The organism is Candidatus Amarolinea dominans (assembly GCA_016719785.1).
Lineage (GTDB): Bacteria > Chloroflexota > Anaerolineae > SSC4 > Amarolineaceae > Amarolinea > Amarolinea dominans.
Genome location: JADJYJ010000011.1, coordinates 133,189 through 148,981 on the forward strand (window position 1 = coordinate 133,189; position 15,793 = coordinate 148,981).

The 15,793-nt window shown below is 60.5% G+C and carries 15 protein-coding genes; all 15 read left to right on the plus strand.

Features of this window, described 5'->3' with window-relative positions; translation table 11 throughout:
* Nucleotides 1-87 precede the first annotated feature (87 nt).
* The 15 genes from IPM84_14700 to IPM84_14770 all read left to right on the plus strand — a co-directional run bounded on the left by IPM84_14700 (nucleotide 88) and on the right by IPM84_14770 (nucleotide 15,793).
* On the plus strand, nucleotides 88-933 hold the full coding sequence (locus IPM84_14700; GenBank protein MBK9093988.1) for an EamA family transporter: 846 nt from the start codon (nucleotides 88-90) through the stop codon (nucleotides 931-933).
* A 172-nt stretch (nucleotides 934-1,105) separates the two neighbouring features.
* On the plus strand, nucleotides 1,106-1,636 hold the full coding sequence (locus IPM84_14705) for an isoprenylcysteine carboxylmethyltransferase family protein (GenBank protein MBK9093989.1): 531 nt from the start codon (nucleotides 1,106-1,108) through the stop codon (nucleotides 1,634-1,636).
* Complete coding sequence (locus IPM84_14710) at nucleotides 1,633-2,331, plus strand: isoprenylcysteine carboxylmethyltransferase family protein (GenBank protein MBK9093990.1); 699 nt, start codon at nucleotides 1,633-1,635, stop codon at nucleotides 2,329-2,331. The genes IPM84_14705 and IPM84_14710 overlap by 4 nt, the downstream gene beginning before the upstream one ends.
* Before the next feature lie 161 nt (nucleotides 2,332-2,492).
* Nucleotides 2,493-3,185, plus strand: a complete 693-nt coding sequence (locus IPM84_14715) for a DUF1361 domain-containing protein (protein ID MBK9093991.1) — start codon at nucleotides 2,493-2,495, stop codon at nucleotides 3,183-3,185.
* A gap of 132 nt (nucleotides 3,186-3,317) precedes the next feature.
* A complete protein-coding gene (locus tag IPM84_14720) occupies nucleotides 3,318-5,564 on the plus strand; it encodes a hypothetical protein (GenBank protein ID MBK9093992.1) in 2,247 nt (748 codons plus the stop codon).
* A 284-nt stretch (nucleotides 5,565-5,848) separates the two neighbouring features.
* On the plus strand, nucleotides 5,849-6,136 hold the full coding sequence (locus IPM84_14725; GenBank protein MBK9093993.1) for a hypothetical protein: 288 nt from the start codon (nucleotides 5,849-5,851) through the stop codon (nucleotides 6,134-6,136).
* Nucleotides 6,137-6,481: 345 nt separating this feature from the next.
* Complete coding sequence (locus tag IPM84_14730) at nucleotides 6,482-6,679, plus strand: hypothetical protein (protein ID MBK9093994.1); 198 nt, start codon at nucleotides 6,482-6,484, stop codon at nucleotides 6,677-6,679.
* Nucleotides 6,633-7,271, plus strand: coding sequence for a sigma-70 family RNA polymerase sigma factor (locus tag IPM84_14735; GenBank protein ID MBK9093995.1), 639 nt, complete (start codon nucleotides 6,633-6,635; stop codon nucleotides 7,269-7,271). The genes IPM84_14730 and IPM84_14735 overlap by 47 nt, the downstream gene beginning before the upstream one ends.
* A gap of 156 nt (nucleotides 7,272-7,427) precedes the next feature.
* Nucleotides 7,428-7,937 carry a flavodoxin domain-containing protein gene (locus IPM84_14740; GenBank protein MBK9093996.1) on the plus strand — a complete coding sequence of 170 codons (510 nt, stop codon included), beginning with the start codon at nucleotides 7,428-7,430 and terminating at the stop codon, nucleotides 7,935-7,937.
* Nucleotides 7,901-8,164, plus strand: a complete 264-nt coding sequence (locus IPM84_14745) for a hypothetical protein (protein MBK9093997.1) — start codon at nucleotides 7,901-7,903, stop codon at nucleotides 8,162-8,164. Before IPM84_14740 ends, IPM84_14745 begins: the two co-directional genes overlap by 37 nt.
* A 512-nt stretch (nucleotides 8,165-8,676) precedes the next feature.
* Nucleotides 8,677-9,873 (plus strand): hypothetical protein, encoded by a 1,197-nt coding sequence (locus tag IPM84_14750; protein MBK9093998.1) that lies wholly within the window; start codon nucleotides 8,677-8,679, stop codon nucleotides 9,871-9,873.
* On the plus strand, nucleotides 9,870-11,522 hold the full coding sequence (locus IPM84_14755) for a hypothetical protein (GenBank protein MBK9093999.1): 1,653 nt from the start codon (nucleotides 9,870-9,872) through the stop codon (nucleotides 11,520-11,522). Before IPM84_14750 ends, IPM84_14755 begins: the two co-directional genes overlap by 4 nt.
* A gap of 4 nt (nucleotides 11,523-11,526) precedes the next feature.
* Nucleotides 11,527-12,195 carry a hypothetical protein gene (locus IPM84_14760; protein MBK9094000.1) on the plus strand — a complete coding sequence of 223 codons (669 nt, stop codon included), beginning with the start codon at nucleotides 11,527-11,529 and terminating at the stop codon, nucleotides 12,193-12,195.
* Nucleotides 12,192-13,769 carry a hypothetical protein gene (locus tag IPM84_14765; GenBank protein ID MBK9094001.1) on the plus strand — a complete coding sequence of 526 codons (1,578 nt, stop codon included), beginning with the start codon at nucleotides 12,192-12,194 and terminating at the stop codon, nucleotides 13,767-13,769. Before IPM84_14760 ends, IPM84_14765 begins: the two co-directional genes overlap by 4 nt.
* On the plus strand, nucleotides 13,766-15,793 hold the full coding sequence (locus tag IPM84_14770; GenBank protein MBK9094002.1) for a TIGR03984 family CRISPR-associated protein: 2,028 nt from the start codon (nucleotides 13,766-13,768) through the stop codon (nucleotides 15,791-15,793). The genes IPM84_14765 and IPM84_14770 overlap by 4 nt, the downstream gene beginning before the upstream one ends.

Genomic DNA, 15,793 nt, shown 5'->3' on the forward strand with positions numbered 1-15,793 from the left:
ACTTTACCCAGAGCAGCGAACGAGGGATACAGACCAAAAGGCGCGCCAGACTTTGTTCCGCGCCGCGCTGGTGCTATACTCCGTGGCATGATGGAAACCCATGCACGGTCGCGCGCTGTTCTTTTCCTTTTTCTCACCGCTGCGCTGTGGAGCACCAGCGGCCTGCTCATCAAGCTGCTGACCTGGGAGCCGCTGGCTATCCTGGGCGGGCGCAGCATCGTGGCCGGCATCGTGATCTGGTTTTCTCTGCGTCGGCGCGACGTCCATGTGACCCGCTTCACCCGCTGGCAAGTAGTGGGCGCGCTGAGTTACGTCGGCACGCAGCTCATGTTCATCACCGCCACCAAGCTGACGACGGCGGCCAACGCCATCTTCCTGCAATACACTGCGCCGATCTATGTCCTGCTGTTGGGATGGTGGCTGCTCAAGGAGCGTCCCCGCCGCGGCGACTGGATCGCCATGGCTGTGATCTTCAGCGGGCTGCTGCTCTTCCTGGGCGATGACCTGACATTGCAGGGCCTGCACGGCAATGTGCTGGCTATCCTCAGCGGCGTGCTCCTGGCCGTCACCACCCTGGTCACGCGGGGCGAAACGCGCGGGACGCCGGCCGCGACTTTTCTCCTGGGCTGTCTCATCGGCGCGGTGATCGGGCTGCCCGCCCTGCTGCAGGCCACCTTCTCGCCGTTGAACCTGGGGATGATCGTCTTCCTGGGCGCTGTCCAGATGGGCCTGCCCTTGATCCTCTACTCGGCCGCGATCCGGCATGTGCGCGCGCTGGAGGCCAGTCTGATCCTGACCCTGGAGCCGGTCCTCAACCCGCTGTGGGTCTTCCTGGTCATCGGCGAAGCGCCGGGGCAGCTCGCCCTGGCCGGGGCTGCGCTGGTGGTGTTGGCCCTCACCGGCCGCGCCTGGGTCAGCGCCCGCAATTCGTGACGCCAACCGCCTTTTTCGCATCCTCGCGTCCTCGCATCTTCGCGGCCTTGTGTGAGGCCTGTTTTTGTGATAACATGAAATCAGGTTTCTTAGAGTGCGCCAGGCGCGTCTGCAATCGGCTCGCGCCTGGCTTGGAGTGAGAGCATGGAGGCAATCTATGCGAGACCGGATCTTGAAACGAGCAAAACATGAGTACACCCCCGGTCAGCGGCTGGCCGCGCTGGCGGCTGCAGCCCCGTTCTTTCTCATCATTCTGCCCCTGCTCATCTACCGCCTGGGCGGCTGGCTGGATCGCGCGCTGGGCTGGCCGGCGCTGATCTACCCGCCGGCCAACGTCGTCCTCGGCGGGCTGATGGTCCTGGCCGGCTTGGCGCTTGCCGTCTGGACGATCTACGTGCAATTCACCCTGGGACGGGGCACCCCCATTCCCGTCATGGCGACCCAAAAGCTGATCGTCCGGCCGCCGTATTCCTTCTGCCGCAACCCCATGACCCTGGGCACAATCGTGGCCTACCTGGGCATCGGCGTCATCCTCGGATCGCCGGGCGCCGCACTGGTGATCATCCTGGGCGCCGCAGCACTTCTCACCTACATCAGGCGCGCAGAAGAGCAGGAGATGATCGCCCGCTTCGGCGACGAGTACCTGGCCTATCGAGATCGGGTGCCGTTCATCATCCCCAGGCTGCGTAGGAGAGGGCCATGAACCGCCCACAGCGAACGTTCACCCCGCGTGTCATTGTCCTAATGCTCTTCTTCATCGTGGTCATCCCCTTCCTGCCCTTGCTGGTCTCCTGGCGCTGGGATTGGTGGGAAGCCTGGGCCTATGCCGCCATCAGCATCCTGGGTTTTGCCATCAGCCGGGCGCTGGCGGCGCGGCGTCATCCCGATCTGCTCGCCGAGCGCGCCCGTTTCATGCAGCAGGAAGACACCAAGCCCTGGGACAAGCGCCTGGCGCCGCTGCTCGGACTGGGCGGCGCGCTTGTTCTGCTGGTTGCCGGGCTGGACCGGCTTTGGGGCTGGTCGCCCGCGTTCAGCGGCCCGCTGAAGCTCCTGGCGCTGGCCCTCATCCTGGCCGGCTATGCCTTAGGCTCCTACGCCTTGATCGCAAACCGCTTCTTCTCCGGCACGGTGCGCATCCAGACCGAGCGCGGCCACCACGTCGTGTCGAGCGGCCCCTACCGCTGGCTGCGCCATCCCGGTTACGCCGGCGCGCTCGTGGCCTACCTGGCAACCCCGTTCTTCCTCGATTCAGCCTGGGCATTCCTCCCCACCCTGTTCGTCATGGCTGTCCTGGTCGTTCGCACCGCGCTGGAAGACCGCACCCTGCAGGCTGAACTGGCAGGCTACCGGGAATATGCCGGCCAAGTGCGTTACCGGCTGCTGCCGGGCGTCTGGTGAACCCAGAGAGGCTGTCTGAAATCCCCATCTTCGGTCCCTTACCCCGTGATTGGAACCTGAATACGAGCGGCGGCGTCATCGGCTGAAATCCAATGGCCGCGCTACTCGTTCGTTGTGAGCCTCAGGGTTGCGCGGTCTACCAGTTCGAAAGGATATCATTCATGGCTCTTATCACACGTCTGCGTACCCATCCCCGGCGTCAGGTCGCGGTGGCGGCATCGCTGCTTTTTGCCACGGCCGTCTGCCTGCTGCAGTTAGGCGTGCGCGCCGTCTACGCACGCAGCACCGTTCATTTCCACCTGGTCTGGAACCTGTTCCTGGCCTGGCTGCCCATGCTCAGCGCGCTGATCGCCTACAACCTGGCCACGCGCGGCCGCTGGCGCAGTTGGCTGCTCGTCTTACCCTGCCTGATCTTCTGGCTGCTCTTCTTCCCCAACGCGCCCTACATCCTCACCGACATGCTGCACCTGCGACCGCAGGGCAACATTCCGCTCTGGTATGACCTGATCCTGCTCATCACCTTTGCCTGGACCGGCGCCTTCCTGGGCCTGATCTCGCTCTACCTGATGCAATCGCTGGTGCGCCGCGCGGCCGGCGCCTGGGTCAGTTGGCTCTTCACCTTCGCCGTACTCGGCCTGACCGGCTTTGGCGTCTACCTGGGGCGCTTCCCGCGCTGGAACAGTTGGGATGTGATCACCAACCCCAGCGGCCTGCTGCTCGACATCGCCGGCCATTTCCGCCATCCGGTCGCCAACGCTTCCGCCTTCGTCTTCTCCGCCCTCTTCGCCCTCTGCCTGGCCGCCATGTACTTCATGCTCGTCAGCATCATCGAGTTCAGGCAGGAGGAGGCGTGAGCGCTTCGACGCACCTATTTTACGATCTCTAAACGACCCCTTCGTATACTTCAAGGCGTGCGGCTTCCGAGGGCTGCAAAGCTCGAAAGAGCGTTGACGCCGCATACGTTTTAGATCGAAGGACAAATTCACATGAGTCACACCCATTTTGCGCCTCGTTTCCGCCTGGCCTGGGTCGCGTGGGCGATCGGCTTCGGGCTGCTGCTCTGGCCGGCAGCGGCCTCTGCGCACACCGGCGACGCCAGCGCGTGGCCTGGCGCGCCTGTCTCCAGCCCCTCCACCGTGTTCTTGCCGATGATCAGCCGCCAGCGCCTGCCGCCGACCGCCGATCTGATCGAGCGGGCGCGTGAGCGAGGGGAGATCAACGCAGAAACCGCCCTGATCTACAAGGTGTTCGCTGTCTTTGGCGACGCGCGCCTGCCGCCGCGGCTGCGCGGGGACGACCGCGACGTGCTGGACTCCAACGCGGTGGCCGAGGCGACGCAGCGCTTCGAAACTCTGACGCCGGCAACGCGCCAAACCGTGGTCCCTTTCCTGATTCCACCGGTGTACGCCGGCAGTTGGTATGACCAGCGCGTCCACGGCGCGTCGGCAACGACGGCGACCGCGCAACCAGCCGATCATATCAGCGATCGCTGCAACGAGGTTGCGCAGAACCTGCTCATTCCCCTGGAAACCGACCATTTCGTGGTGTGGTTTCCGCCCAACGATAACAGCTTTTGGCAGCGCGCCCTGGCGATCAGCACCAACCTGGAGACGCGCATCTACCCGATCCTGACCGATCTGCTGCGTGTGCCGTTGAGCGACGCGGGCCTGGGCTGCAACCCCAGCGATGACCGTTTGGATGTCTACATGGTCTACGACCCCCTGCCCGGCCGCGAAAGCGCCCTGGCGATGGTGAGCACCTATCCTGGCAAGGGCTGCAAAGCGGCGCCCACCTACATGCAGGTGCTCAAACAAGGCTCGTCCGAAACCAACACCGTCGCGCACGAGTTCATGCACATGCTTCAGTACGCCTACAACCCGGCGGCCGGCTGTTACGATTCATGGTGGATGGAATCAACGGCCAACTGGGCGATTGACTATTTCGAGACCATGGACGGTCAGCCCGACGCGCAGTCAGAACAACGGTATGCCAAGTCATACCTGGAATCGGCCTTGCTTTGGCTGGATGACACCACCGGCATCCGCGAGTACGGCGCCTATCTATGGCCCTTCTACCTGAGCCATTACACCGGCAGCTATCACCCTGAACTGATCGCGCAGATCCTGGCTGCCACCGAAAACGCGGCCAACGGCGACCTGTACCAGGTCATCAACGATCGCATCACAGGCGGGTGGGAGCAGCGCTGGCCTGAATTTGCCCTGCTCAATCTGAACCTGCCTCCCAACAACCGCTACGAGGCGTGGGACAATTTCCAGAAACGCTGGCTGGTGGACTGGCGCATGGCCGATGCACGCGTGGCGCTGCTCGACGACCCTTACTGGGTCCACTATCTCAATGCCCAGCCCGCGGGCGATCCGCTCGCCCTGCCCGATCTTGGCATCTTTTATGAGGAGATTGCGATCGCTGACGATGTGCGCATGTGGGCGTTTGCCAACACCTTCAACAACATGCCTCACATGCGCGTGCAGGCGCTGCTCTACCGCGATGGGCAGGGCTGGCAAGGGCCGGAGGACTGGTCGCAGCGCAAATGGAGCCTGTTCTGCCAGGACATCCCTGCGGAGCGCGTGGAGCGCGTGCTCTTGATCATCAGCAACAGCAACTGGCAGCGGCGCACCGACAGGATCGCGCCCAACGGCGATTTGCGCGTGGTGAGCAGCGATCTACCCTGCGCCGGCTGGCGCGGAACCAGCAGTTGGCAAATGGTGGGCCAATCGGTCAATGCACAGGGGCAGGTTGACTACACGCTGCGGGGCGACGCCACGCCGACATTCACCCTGACGCGACGCATCCTGGCCGGCGACCAGGTGGGGCTGGAATTTCAACCGACCGCCGGCAACGCCACCTGGCTCACCACGTTCACCGCGCTCGATTTTCAGACGGGACACACGACCAGTTGTACGCAAACGGGCGGCGGCGCTCTGAGCGCCGGTCTTGGCGGTTTGTTCATCACCGAGGATTTGAGCGGCGAGACGATGCAGCGGCAGTTCGAGGCGGGCGGGCTGATCCCGGCGCCGGAGCGCTGCTCGGTCTTCACGACCTGGACGCACATCCCCTGGCTGGTGACAGACATTCGCGATACCGCTCCGCGTCCCTGGCCGACCTCTGCGCCGCACGGCCGGCTGCAGGGCAGCGACAGCTTCACGGAGGTCGGTGATGGCACGACCGACACAACGACATCGGCATGGAACCTGACGGGGTTCGCCAGCCCGTAGCGCCGCCGCTGGCGAGCGATTGAAATCGCGCCTTTTCCCGATCAGGCGCGGCGGCAGCGCACCTGCACCAAGCCATTGGCATATTCCTTTGTGGCTTGGCGTCCCTGTGTGAGAATTCGTAACTGCTCAGGCGGCCCCCCTGCCCCCCAATCCTGGGGGGAAAAGCATTCGGCTCCCCCAGGATTGGGGGGCGGGGGGCACTCCGGGCGCTTTGGAGTACCAGCGGCCTGCTCATCAAGCTGCTGACTTGGGAGCCGCTGGCTATCCTGGGCGGGCGCAGCATCGTGGCCGGCATCGTGATCTGGCTTTCTCTGCGTCGGCGCGACGTCCATGTGACCCACTTCACCCGCTGGCAAGTGGTGGGCGCGCTGAGTTACGTCGGCACGCAGCTCATGTTCATCACCGCCACCAAGCTGACCACGGCCGCCAACGCCATCTTCCTGCAATACACCGCGCTGTGGGTCTTCCTGGTCATCGGCGAAGCGCCGGGGCAGCTCGCCCTGGTCGGGGCTGCGCTGGTGGTGTCGGCCCTCACCGGTCGCGCCTGGGCCAGCGCACAGAACTCGCGATAGGATTCATCGCTTTCTCGGTAACTGACTTGACAGTGGCAGACAGGTTTTGGTCTACTTCACTCATGTGAGTGATAACTCATGTGAGTGATAAAGGAGCGTGGCCACATGTCTAGCTTTTACCCCGACTCTCTGCACCAACGTTTCACCCATTTGCCAGATTTGCCTAATCTGCGCCGGATAGACTATAATAACAGCATCCACAGGTTAGAACTTCACCCCATCTTATCTGGACGCCCATAATTTCTCGGATGATGGTGTGTCGTCAGCCTGCTCAATTCCAATTTCGCGCACAATCAATGAACTGATGCTCTTATGATCCCGTGACCCGAACAGGAGGGCTTGCGCATGACAACACCGATTCCTTCCGCCAGTGAACTGCACGCACACTGTTTTCAGTTGGTCGAGAAAGCCCGTGCCGATCAACGCACCCCGTGGCGTTGTTGGACGGTGGACGAGGGCGCTGAATTGCTGCAGTTGTTGGCCATGCGCAATCTGTATGGTGAGCGTTGCGGTGATGGCCGACATGGTGGAAGCACACCATGACCAGGTATGTGCGCTGGTGGACAACAACCCTGAGACCTGGCACGCCCTGTGCCGAGAGGTGCATACGCTGACCCTGCGCTACCTGACGCGTTACCGTATGAGCCGACAACGGGCGCGTTTGGACAGCGAAGATATCACCCAAACCATGTGCTTGAAGCTGCTCCTGATCCTGCCGCGCTATCCGTGGGATGTGAATTTTGTGGCGTGGCTGACGAATGTGACGCAGCACCTGACGATTGACGTGATGCGGCAACATGCGGCACTGGATACGGCGGTGTCATATGACCTGGACATGTTGCAGGAAAGTTATGATGAGACGTCGCACGAAATTCGCGCGCGCGATCGGCTGCGCGCGGCCAGTCATGACCACTCCTCGCTGCTGTTCGATGAGGCGCTGATCGAGGCGCTGACTTGTATCACCTCAGCGTGGCAGCGCAATGCGTTTGTTCACTGTCGCCTGTTGGACGAAAGTTTGAGCGACGTGGCCTCAAGCTATGATGCAACCTACCGCGCCATTTCTAGTGCCCTCCTACGCGCCGAGCAACATCTGCGCGCCTTCCTCGCCGAGCACCCCGATCATTTCAACCCGTAGGTCACGAGTTACGAGCCTGGTTGTTCTTGATGACAAAAACACCTGGTCATCTCGGCCCGCAAGCGGCGCCCTGTTCGTGGCGTAGAGAGACTCGCATCATGTTTGCGGCTGAACGAAAGACACAAGGGAGAATTCGGGGGAATTCGGGAGAGTTTGATGAAGAACAGAGTTCTGGTGGCGTACGCCAGCAAGTATGGCGCAACCCAGGGGATTGCCGAGAAGATCGGCGCAGTGTTAGGCGACGCGGACCTCTCGACCGACGTGGCGCCCATGGCGCGGGTCGGTGATTTGGCGCCGTACAGCGCCGTGGTACTGGGCAGCGCGGTCTATGCCGGCGCGTGGCGCCGGGAGGCGGCGACATTTTTGGAGACACATGCGCTGGCGTTGGCCGCGCTCCCGGTTTGGCTTTTCTCCAGTGGACCGACCGGCGTGGGCGATCCACTGGTGTTGATGAAGGGTTGGCGCTTCCCAGACGCGTTGCAGCCTGTGGCCGACAGCATCAAGCCGCGCGCGGTCGCCTTTTTCCACGGCGCCATTGACATGAAAAAACTCAACCTGGCCGAGAAACTGCTCGTCAAAGGCATCAAGGCGCCGGTTGGCGACTTCCGGGATTGGGCCGCGATCAGTGCATGGGCCGCGGACATCGCCGCGGCATTGGCCGGCTGAGCGCAGTCACGACGGCAGCTTGGAACAGTTGGGATGTGCTGGCCAATCCGGCCGGTCTGCTGTTCGACACCGCCAGCCACTTCCGCCATCCGGTGACCAACGCATCGGCGTTTGTCTTTTCCGCACTCTGCGCCCTGTGCCTGGTCGCCATGTACTTCATGCGGGTGGCCATCATCGAATTCCAACAGGAGGAGAGCGGCCCGCCATTGAAGTCCCCAACCCTCTGAGTGGCGGCTTTTAGTTTATCCCCGACCATGCTATAATAATTGCACGCAACCGACCTGGTCACTGTTTCCGTCATCCACCCGGACCCGACATACAGCGCCATGTGGCTTTGTCTGCCGGTCCTCTGTCTCAGCCAGGGGTCAATCATGGCATCGAGCCTTGCTTCCGAACCGATGCTCGTCCATCAACAGCCGTTATCGCCGCGCGCAAGCGCGGGGATGGCGGCTGTTTGTTTTTTCACGACATTAGCCGCGGTCCCCACCCCCAAGCCCACCCTCCCGGCCGAGCGCCAGGTAGCCTGGGACTTGTCCCCGGACGCATGGCTGGACCGACAAATTCACCCCCCTCCGCGTAAAGCGTAACACGCCCCGGCAGGGATGGCATCAGAGGAAAAGATGAAAGAAAATGAGAGAAAGTTGGAAGACCAGTGAGAGTATTTGTGTGGTAGAATGGAGGGGAGGAGGGGGATGTCACACTAAGTGCATCGAATACGAATAGTAGGGTAGAAAAAATAATGAACAACGACTTTAGACCATATCAAACCGACGTCCTTTTCTTGCTCGTCGGCGCCAACCCACTGCCCAATTACATTGCAGCGCGCTTGTTGGCGCGGGAGCAAGGCACGATCATCTTGCTTCACTCAGTTGCGACATCACGTGTGGCAGAGCGATTGGCGCGTCGGCTAAGGAGCGATCGGCCTGGTCTGACCATTCAGTTGTACGGCGTCTCGGAAGCAGATGGCCCGGCGATTGCTCGCAAGGTGGGTGAGGTAGCCCACCCTTTCGAAAGTTCTTATCCGCGGCTTTCTGTCGGCCTCAACTTCACGGGCGGCACGAAGCCCATGTCCGCCTATGGTTACCGGGCGCTCTCTCAGTCGTTTCCGGCAGGCATGTTCAGCTATCTCGATGCACGAACCTTGAGTATGGTCATCGATCCGGGCGGCGGCACAGTGCAGCAGATTCCCGTCGGGCGCTCGATCCGGTTGAAGCTGGATGACATTGTTGACTTGCACGGTTACCAAATTTCGAGGTTGGAGAACCGACGGGGTAATTCACTGCTCAACCATGCGATCACGGAGGTGCATCTGGCGCTTGGCGGCATGGGTCAGTGGCGCAAGTGGCTAGAGAGTTGGGCGAATGGTGTCAAATTGCCTGACCTGGGCGAGTTTCCACTATTGAGGCCGGCGGTTGATGCCTTCGATGCCGTTTGTGGAGGTAGCGCAAACGAAAGCGGTGTGGCGCAAGCGATTGGTTTTCATCGCTTGAACCAGTGCGGAAAGTACTTTGTAGGCGAATGGCTGGAGAACTATGTGTTTGATGCAGTACGCGCTGTCGCTGGGCAAGCTCAGCCAGACGACTCTGCCGCAGGGATCGTCATCAAGGCCCCCTCTCGGCCAGGTTTCGAATTGGATGTGGCGGCTATCATAGGGTATCAGTTGTTCGCCATATCATGTGTCGTGACTGAGAAGAAAGAACCGGCAAAAGACCATCTGCTGGAGGCTGTCACTCGCGCCGGGCAACTAGGCGGAGATGAAGCACGATTTGCGGCAGTCACCTTTTGTGACGACCAGAAAGTGAAAGAACTAGAACTCGAAGTATCAGAGACATGGGACGCGGCCGGCAAAATTAGGGTGTTTGGCCGCTCTCATATCCGTGACTTATCTTCCCACTTGCTGAAGTGGTTCCGCGAAGCAAATCAGGAGGTTTCATGACTCAACACACTGCTATGCTCATTGACGCGAGCGGCATTCAGGACTATGTCTTTGGCAGCAACGAACTGACGCAGAATATCGGGGCGTCAGAGTTGGTGACTCAGGCAACCACCGATTGGCTCTTTGCCGAACAGAGCGGCTTGCTGCCGCGACCCCACAACGCCGAGAGGTCCGAACGTAGCGCGTCTGCACGCTGGCGGCTCACCGACAAGGGGCTTTCTGACGGATTGGCCGCCGAGGTGGTCTACGCGGGCGGCGGCAACGCGTTGATCCTATTCGCTTCGGATGTTAAAGCGAAAGACGTAGCATTCAAGTTGACCAAGAAAGCTCTGCAGGAGGCGCCTGGCTTGCGCCTGATCTTGGCGCATCGGCCTTACGCAGTGGGTCAGCTAGCGGCCACGGTTAAAGGTCTTCGTGATGAACTCGCTGTAAAAAAGCGCGCCCCGCAACATTCAGCCCCTCTGTTAGGATTAGGTGTGACGGCAGCGTGCAACTTCACGGGCGCGCCGGCAGTAGGCATTGACTCGGATAATCGTTACGTTTCGGCCGAGGTGGCAGCCAAACAAGGAGCAGGAAGACCCGACGGGCTGGGAAACGAACGTCTACTGGAGTACCTTAGCGATATCCGCGGCCTCAATTACGAATTCATCTACGATTTCAACAAGCTGGGAGACCGTGACGAGTCTTCCTACCTGGCTGTCGTGCATACCGACGGCAATCGGATGGGCGAGCGCATCGAGGCGTATGCCGACCAAAATAGCGACAGCGACGAGGCCTATATCAGGGCCCAGCGCGCATTCTCGGTCAAGGTTCAGGAAGCCGCGCATACTGCATTGGTCTCAACGGTGGGCGTGCTGCTGGCGCCGACGAACCGGGAGTGGGACAAGAAAGAGAGGCTTTATAAGATCGGCAGAAAGATACCGATACGGCGGGACGATGACGGTACAGAACGCCTACCCTTCCGACCCATCGTCTTTGGCGGCGACGACGTCACATTTGTCTGCGATGGACGACTGGGCTTGCCGTTGGCCGCGCACTATCTATCACGGTTGGCTAGAGAGATATTGCCAGACGGCGATCCGCTGTATGCTCGCGCCGGCATCGCCATCGTCAAGAACCACTATCCTTTCGCCCGTGCATACGGGCTGGCCGAGGAATTGTGTGCTTCAGCAAAGGAGTTTATCCGGAAGGCAGATTCCGACAAGCGCCGGATAGCAGCGATGGACTGGCACTTTGCAGTGACGGGACTGGTACAGCCACTCAAGCAACTTCGGCAGAGAGAATACATGCTTGGTCAAGGTGAGAATGCTCCGTCGCTCCTCCTGCGCCCACTCCGTCTTGCGCCGGTTGATGCAAACGAGTGGCGGTCCTGGGATGTATTCAGTGACATCTTGGAGGAATTTGTTTCGCCGGATGGTCAATGGTTCAACCGCCGCAACAAGGTCAAGGGGTTGCGCGAGGCGCTGCGTGCCGGGCCAAATGCGGTGCGGCTTTTCCTGCGTAACCTGCCTGACAGCCCAACATTGCCACAGCCACTGGCTCTGGCCAGCGCCGGCGACGCAGCTCAGACAGGGTGGCAGGGCAATACGTGTCTTTATTTCGATGCTATCGAGGCGCTCGATTTCTATGTACCGTTGGAGGAGGTGTAATCCTGTGAAAAGCTACCAACTGCGTTTGACGTTGCTGAGTGACGCCACCTTCGGTCGGGGTGACGGCGTCGCTGGGCTGGTGGATGCTGAGGTGCAGCATGACGAGGTTGGACTGCCGTATCTTGGCGGACGCACCCTCAAGGGTTTACTGGGCGCCGAATGCGCCGACCTCGTGTTTGCACTGGAAAAGGCCCGGCCTGATCAGAAGGATCGCTGGCGTACAGTAGGGGATAGGTTGTTTGGTCGCAGCGGCGCCAATTTGAAGGGCGAAGCCATCCTGCGGGTGGGACCTGCTCGTCTGCCTGACGATCTCCGTTTGGCGCTGATGGAAGATGTGCAAAAAGGACGCCTCACCCCCAACGATGTGCTGGAAATGGCCACTGCACTACGACGCCAGACTGCGATGGATGAATGGGGTGTGCCGCAAGAAAACACGTTGCGCACTATGCGGGTGGTGCTGCGCAATACCGCTTTTTGGGCGGCGCTGGATTTTCTGGATGAACCGAAGCCAGAGGATTTGGCGCTGCTGGCAGCCTGTGTCAAAGCCCTCCGGCGGGCAGGCACGGGTCGCAACCGGGGGCGAGGACGCCTGCGCGCCGAGCTGCTGGATGCTGAGGGTCAACCTGTAACCGATCTTCTTTTCCGTGAATTCCGCAAGGCGGTGATGCCATGAAAGCCATCGTTTACCGATTACGTCTTCTTGAGCCAATGTTGGTGGCTCAAGCCGGCGCCGGTGAAGAAAACAGCGCCGTGGGTTTTGACTACATCCCTGGCAGCACCCTGCGCGGCGCAGTGGCGGCGCGCTGGGTGGCGGTCCACAAGGGCCTCGACCTGGCGATTAATCCCGCTGGTCGTGCAGGGTTTCTGGATGGCACGGTGTGCTATTTGAATGCCTACCCTGAGTATGACGGCAAGCGAACCTTACCGACTCCTACCTCCTGGTTCACCGAAAAAGATCAGGCAAACGATTCATCGGCGATGATCCATGACTTGGCGGTCAGCCCATCTCCCGACCTCAAAGAACCGAAGCCGCCCAAAGGCGGCCCGTTTTGCAAGCTGTCGCACTCCGAACCTGAGAATCCTTGGGATGAGATAGAGTACCACGCCACTCTGGTCAAGCCAGCGCGTTACGATCAGGTTCATATCGCGTTGATGAACGTGAACCGTCGCGGCGATGATAATTTGGTGTTTCGATATGATGCCCTAGCGCCTGGGCAGAGCTTCATCGGCGTCATCGTTGCGTCCGAAGACCACGATTTGACCGAGATCAAAGACCTGCTCATAGCAGGCGATCTGTCTTTGGGCAACGCCCATCTTGCCGGGTATGGACGGGTGGCAGTCGAAGTAATCGAAGACAAAGCGGGCTGGCTTGAATATGAACAAGTCGGCGACCCGGCGTCAGACAGTCGCCTGATTGTCACGCTGCTCAGCCCTGCGATCGTGCGCGGCGACGATGGTCAGGTGGGGTGGGATGATGGCAAGGCGTTGGCGCGAAGCCTCGGTCTGCCAGCAGAAACCAAGGCCACAGCTGCCTTTGGTCATACACAACTGGTGGGAGGATACAACCGCAAGTGGAGCTTGCCGTTACCGCAGACCTGGGCTCTCACAGAGGGAAGCGTCTTCGTGTTCGACGCTGAGGGTGTCAATCGAGACACGTTCAAGGAAGCGATGGAGAGCGGCGTAGGGGAGCGGCGGACCGAAGGCTTTGGTCGTATCGCCGTCAATTGGCAGGTCGCACCTCTTGTTCATCAGGATAAGGCGCAGAGTCCCGAAGCAAGTGCGCCGACGCTTTCAACAGAGAGTAAACGACAAGCACAGGCGATGGCGCAGCGCCGTTTACGCCTGGTGCTCGATCGGGAGCTTGCACGGAAAGTCAACGATGATGTGCAAAGGTTGCGGAAGGCACCGGAGAAGGCGCAGATCTCAGCTATCCGGCAAGCCGCCCTGGCAGGGATGGCGCAGAGAACAGATATGACCCCTCTCTTGAATCATCTCGACAACTTGAAGAGCGCAGGGCGCTCACAACTTGAGAACGCCCGAATGGGCGACGTGACGCTGTTCAAGTGGCTTCACGATCGCGCGCAGACGCTTGACGTCAAGGAGCAGTTGTTGGGGGCAACGGCGCTCCCCACTGTGGCCGGGCAAACAGCAGCCCTGGATCAAAACCTGCGCGTCGAGTATACCGCGCGGCTGATCGACGGCGTCATGCAGGCAGCGGCAAGAATGAAAACGGAGGCCAAACGATGAGCGGACGCACTGCACGCAATATTACCGGACGAATCGTCATTGTCGGCCGGCTGGTGCTGGAAACCCCAGCGCACTTCGGCAACGGCGACGTGGTGGGCGTCACCGATATGCCGCTGTTGCGCGACCCGCGCGACGGGGTGACGCCGTTGCTGACCGGCGCTTCCATCGCCGGCGCGCTGCGCAGCCACTTGCGCGAGATCGAACGCGGCTATGGCGAAGAGGCGCAAGAAAAAGACTTGGCTGAACAACTCTTTGGCCGGCTCGACAAGAAATCCACGCTGCAAAGTTGGCTGTTGGTAGATGACGCGCTGGGCGTCTCGACCGGTTTCGAGTTGCGTGATGGTGTAGCCATTGACACAGCCACCAGGACGGCCGAGGACAAGAAGAAGTTCGACATCGAGCTGCTGGCGGCCGGCACGGCTTTCGATATCCGCCTCGAATTCCTGGAAACGAAAGACAACCGAGACTTGCTGCCCGGCCTGGCAACCACACTGGATGGACTTACACGCGGCCAGATTGGGCTAGGGCAGCGCAAACGTCGCGGCTACGGGCGCTGCCGGATAACAGAATGGCGGGTTCGTCGTTATAACTTGACCAAACCGGAAGGCTTGCTGACCTGGTTGGATGATGATGGAAAAGCCGAGAAGCGAGGTGATGACATCTTCGCTTTGTTAGATGTCAGCCAAGGCCCGTCCGACAAACGCAACTGGTTTCGGATCGAAGCCACATTCGGTCTACCAAACTCACTGCTCATCCGCTCCAGCAGCGGGGAGCCGGGCAGCCCCGATATGCTGCATCTGAAATCGCGGCGTCGGGGTGAGCTGCATCCCATTGTTCCGGGCACCAGCCTGGCAGGCGCTGTACGTAGCCGGGCATTTCGCATCGCCAAGACGGTGCTGGGGCAGGACGAGGCGCAAAAGCTGATCGACAGCATGTTTGGCCACATGGACGAAGAAGGCGCCTCGCCGCACACCAAGCTCAGCGCTGCAGATCGCCCTAAACCAGTCGGCAGTCGCGTCGTCACCGAGGAGAGCCTTGTGAGTGGCAGTCGTGACATGGTGGAAAGCCGGGTCAAGATCGATCGCTTCACCGGCGGTGCGTTCCCGACGGCGTTGTTCAGTGAACAACCTGTCTTCGGCGGAGCGGAGGCCGAAGTGAAGTTGACCCTAACGCTGCGCAACCCAAAGGAGACCGAGATGGGCTTGCTGTTGCTGGTATTGAAGGACCTCTGGACCGGCGATTTGCCGCTGGGCGGAGAAAGCAGCGTTGGTTCGGGGCCGGCTGGCGGGTCGAAACGCCAGAGTAGTCAACCGCACAGCAGATCAGGAGACCACATGGGAATTGGGCGTCGACAAAGATGGCGGTCTGACCTTTGGCGGGAACGGCCTTCGCTCGACGCTCGAAGATTTCGTGGCCGCATTGTGGCAACTCAGGAGGGAAGCATGAACAAGCAATACTGGCAGCCGATCGCACAAGAAAAACTGGCGGACTTCCAGGGTGCGCCACGGGATTGGCTGACCGAGAAGATGACAGAAAAGATGCCCTGGTTGCTCGTCCACGCCGATGATGGCGTGATTTGGGGCCGACGAGAGCAGAATCAGACGATTGTACTATCCAGTGATCTTGACGACATGAAAAGCCAATATCCTGTTATTGCAGTCGAATTACGTGCCCAAACAGTGCAGCAGGCTCGCATCTTTGGGCCGGAGGGCGAACTACTGTTGTGGCGGGAAGGGATGACGTTTCGAGGTCGTAGCATCATGGACGGCGAGGCAGTACCCGATTCCGCATGGCACGAGCAGCAGATTCTGTGGGGGACGACGAGCAGACAAGAGCAGGGCTTTACTTTGCTTCAGGAGGGCCAACAGGGGCTGCTGCATGCTGTCCCACTCGACGTGCCAGCACGTCGCCGCGCCGCTCTGACGGTGCGTCATTATATCGTGTCTGATGAACAGGGCCGGGCTGCTATCGTATTGAGCCGTCTGTTCGATCTTGGACTTCTCAAATCCCAGAAAGGAGGCTGA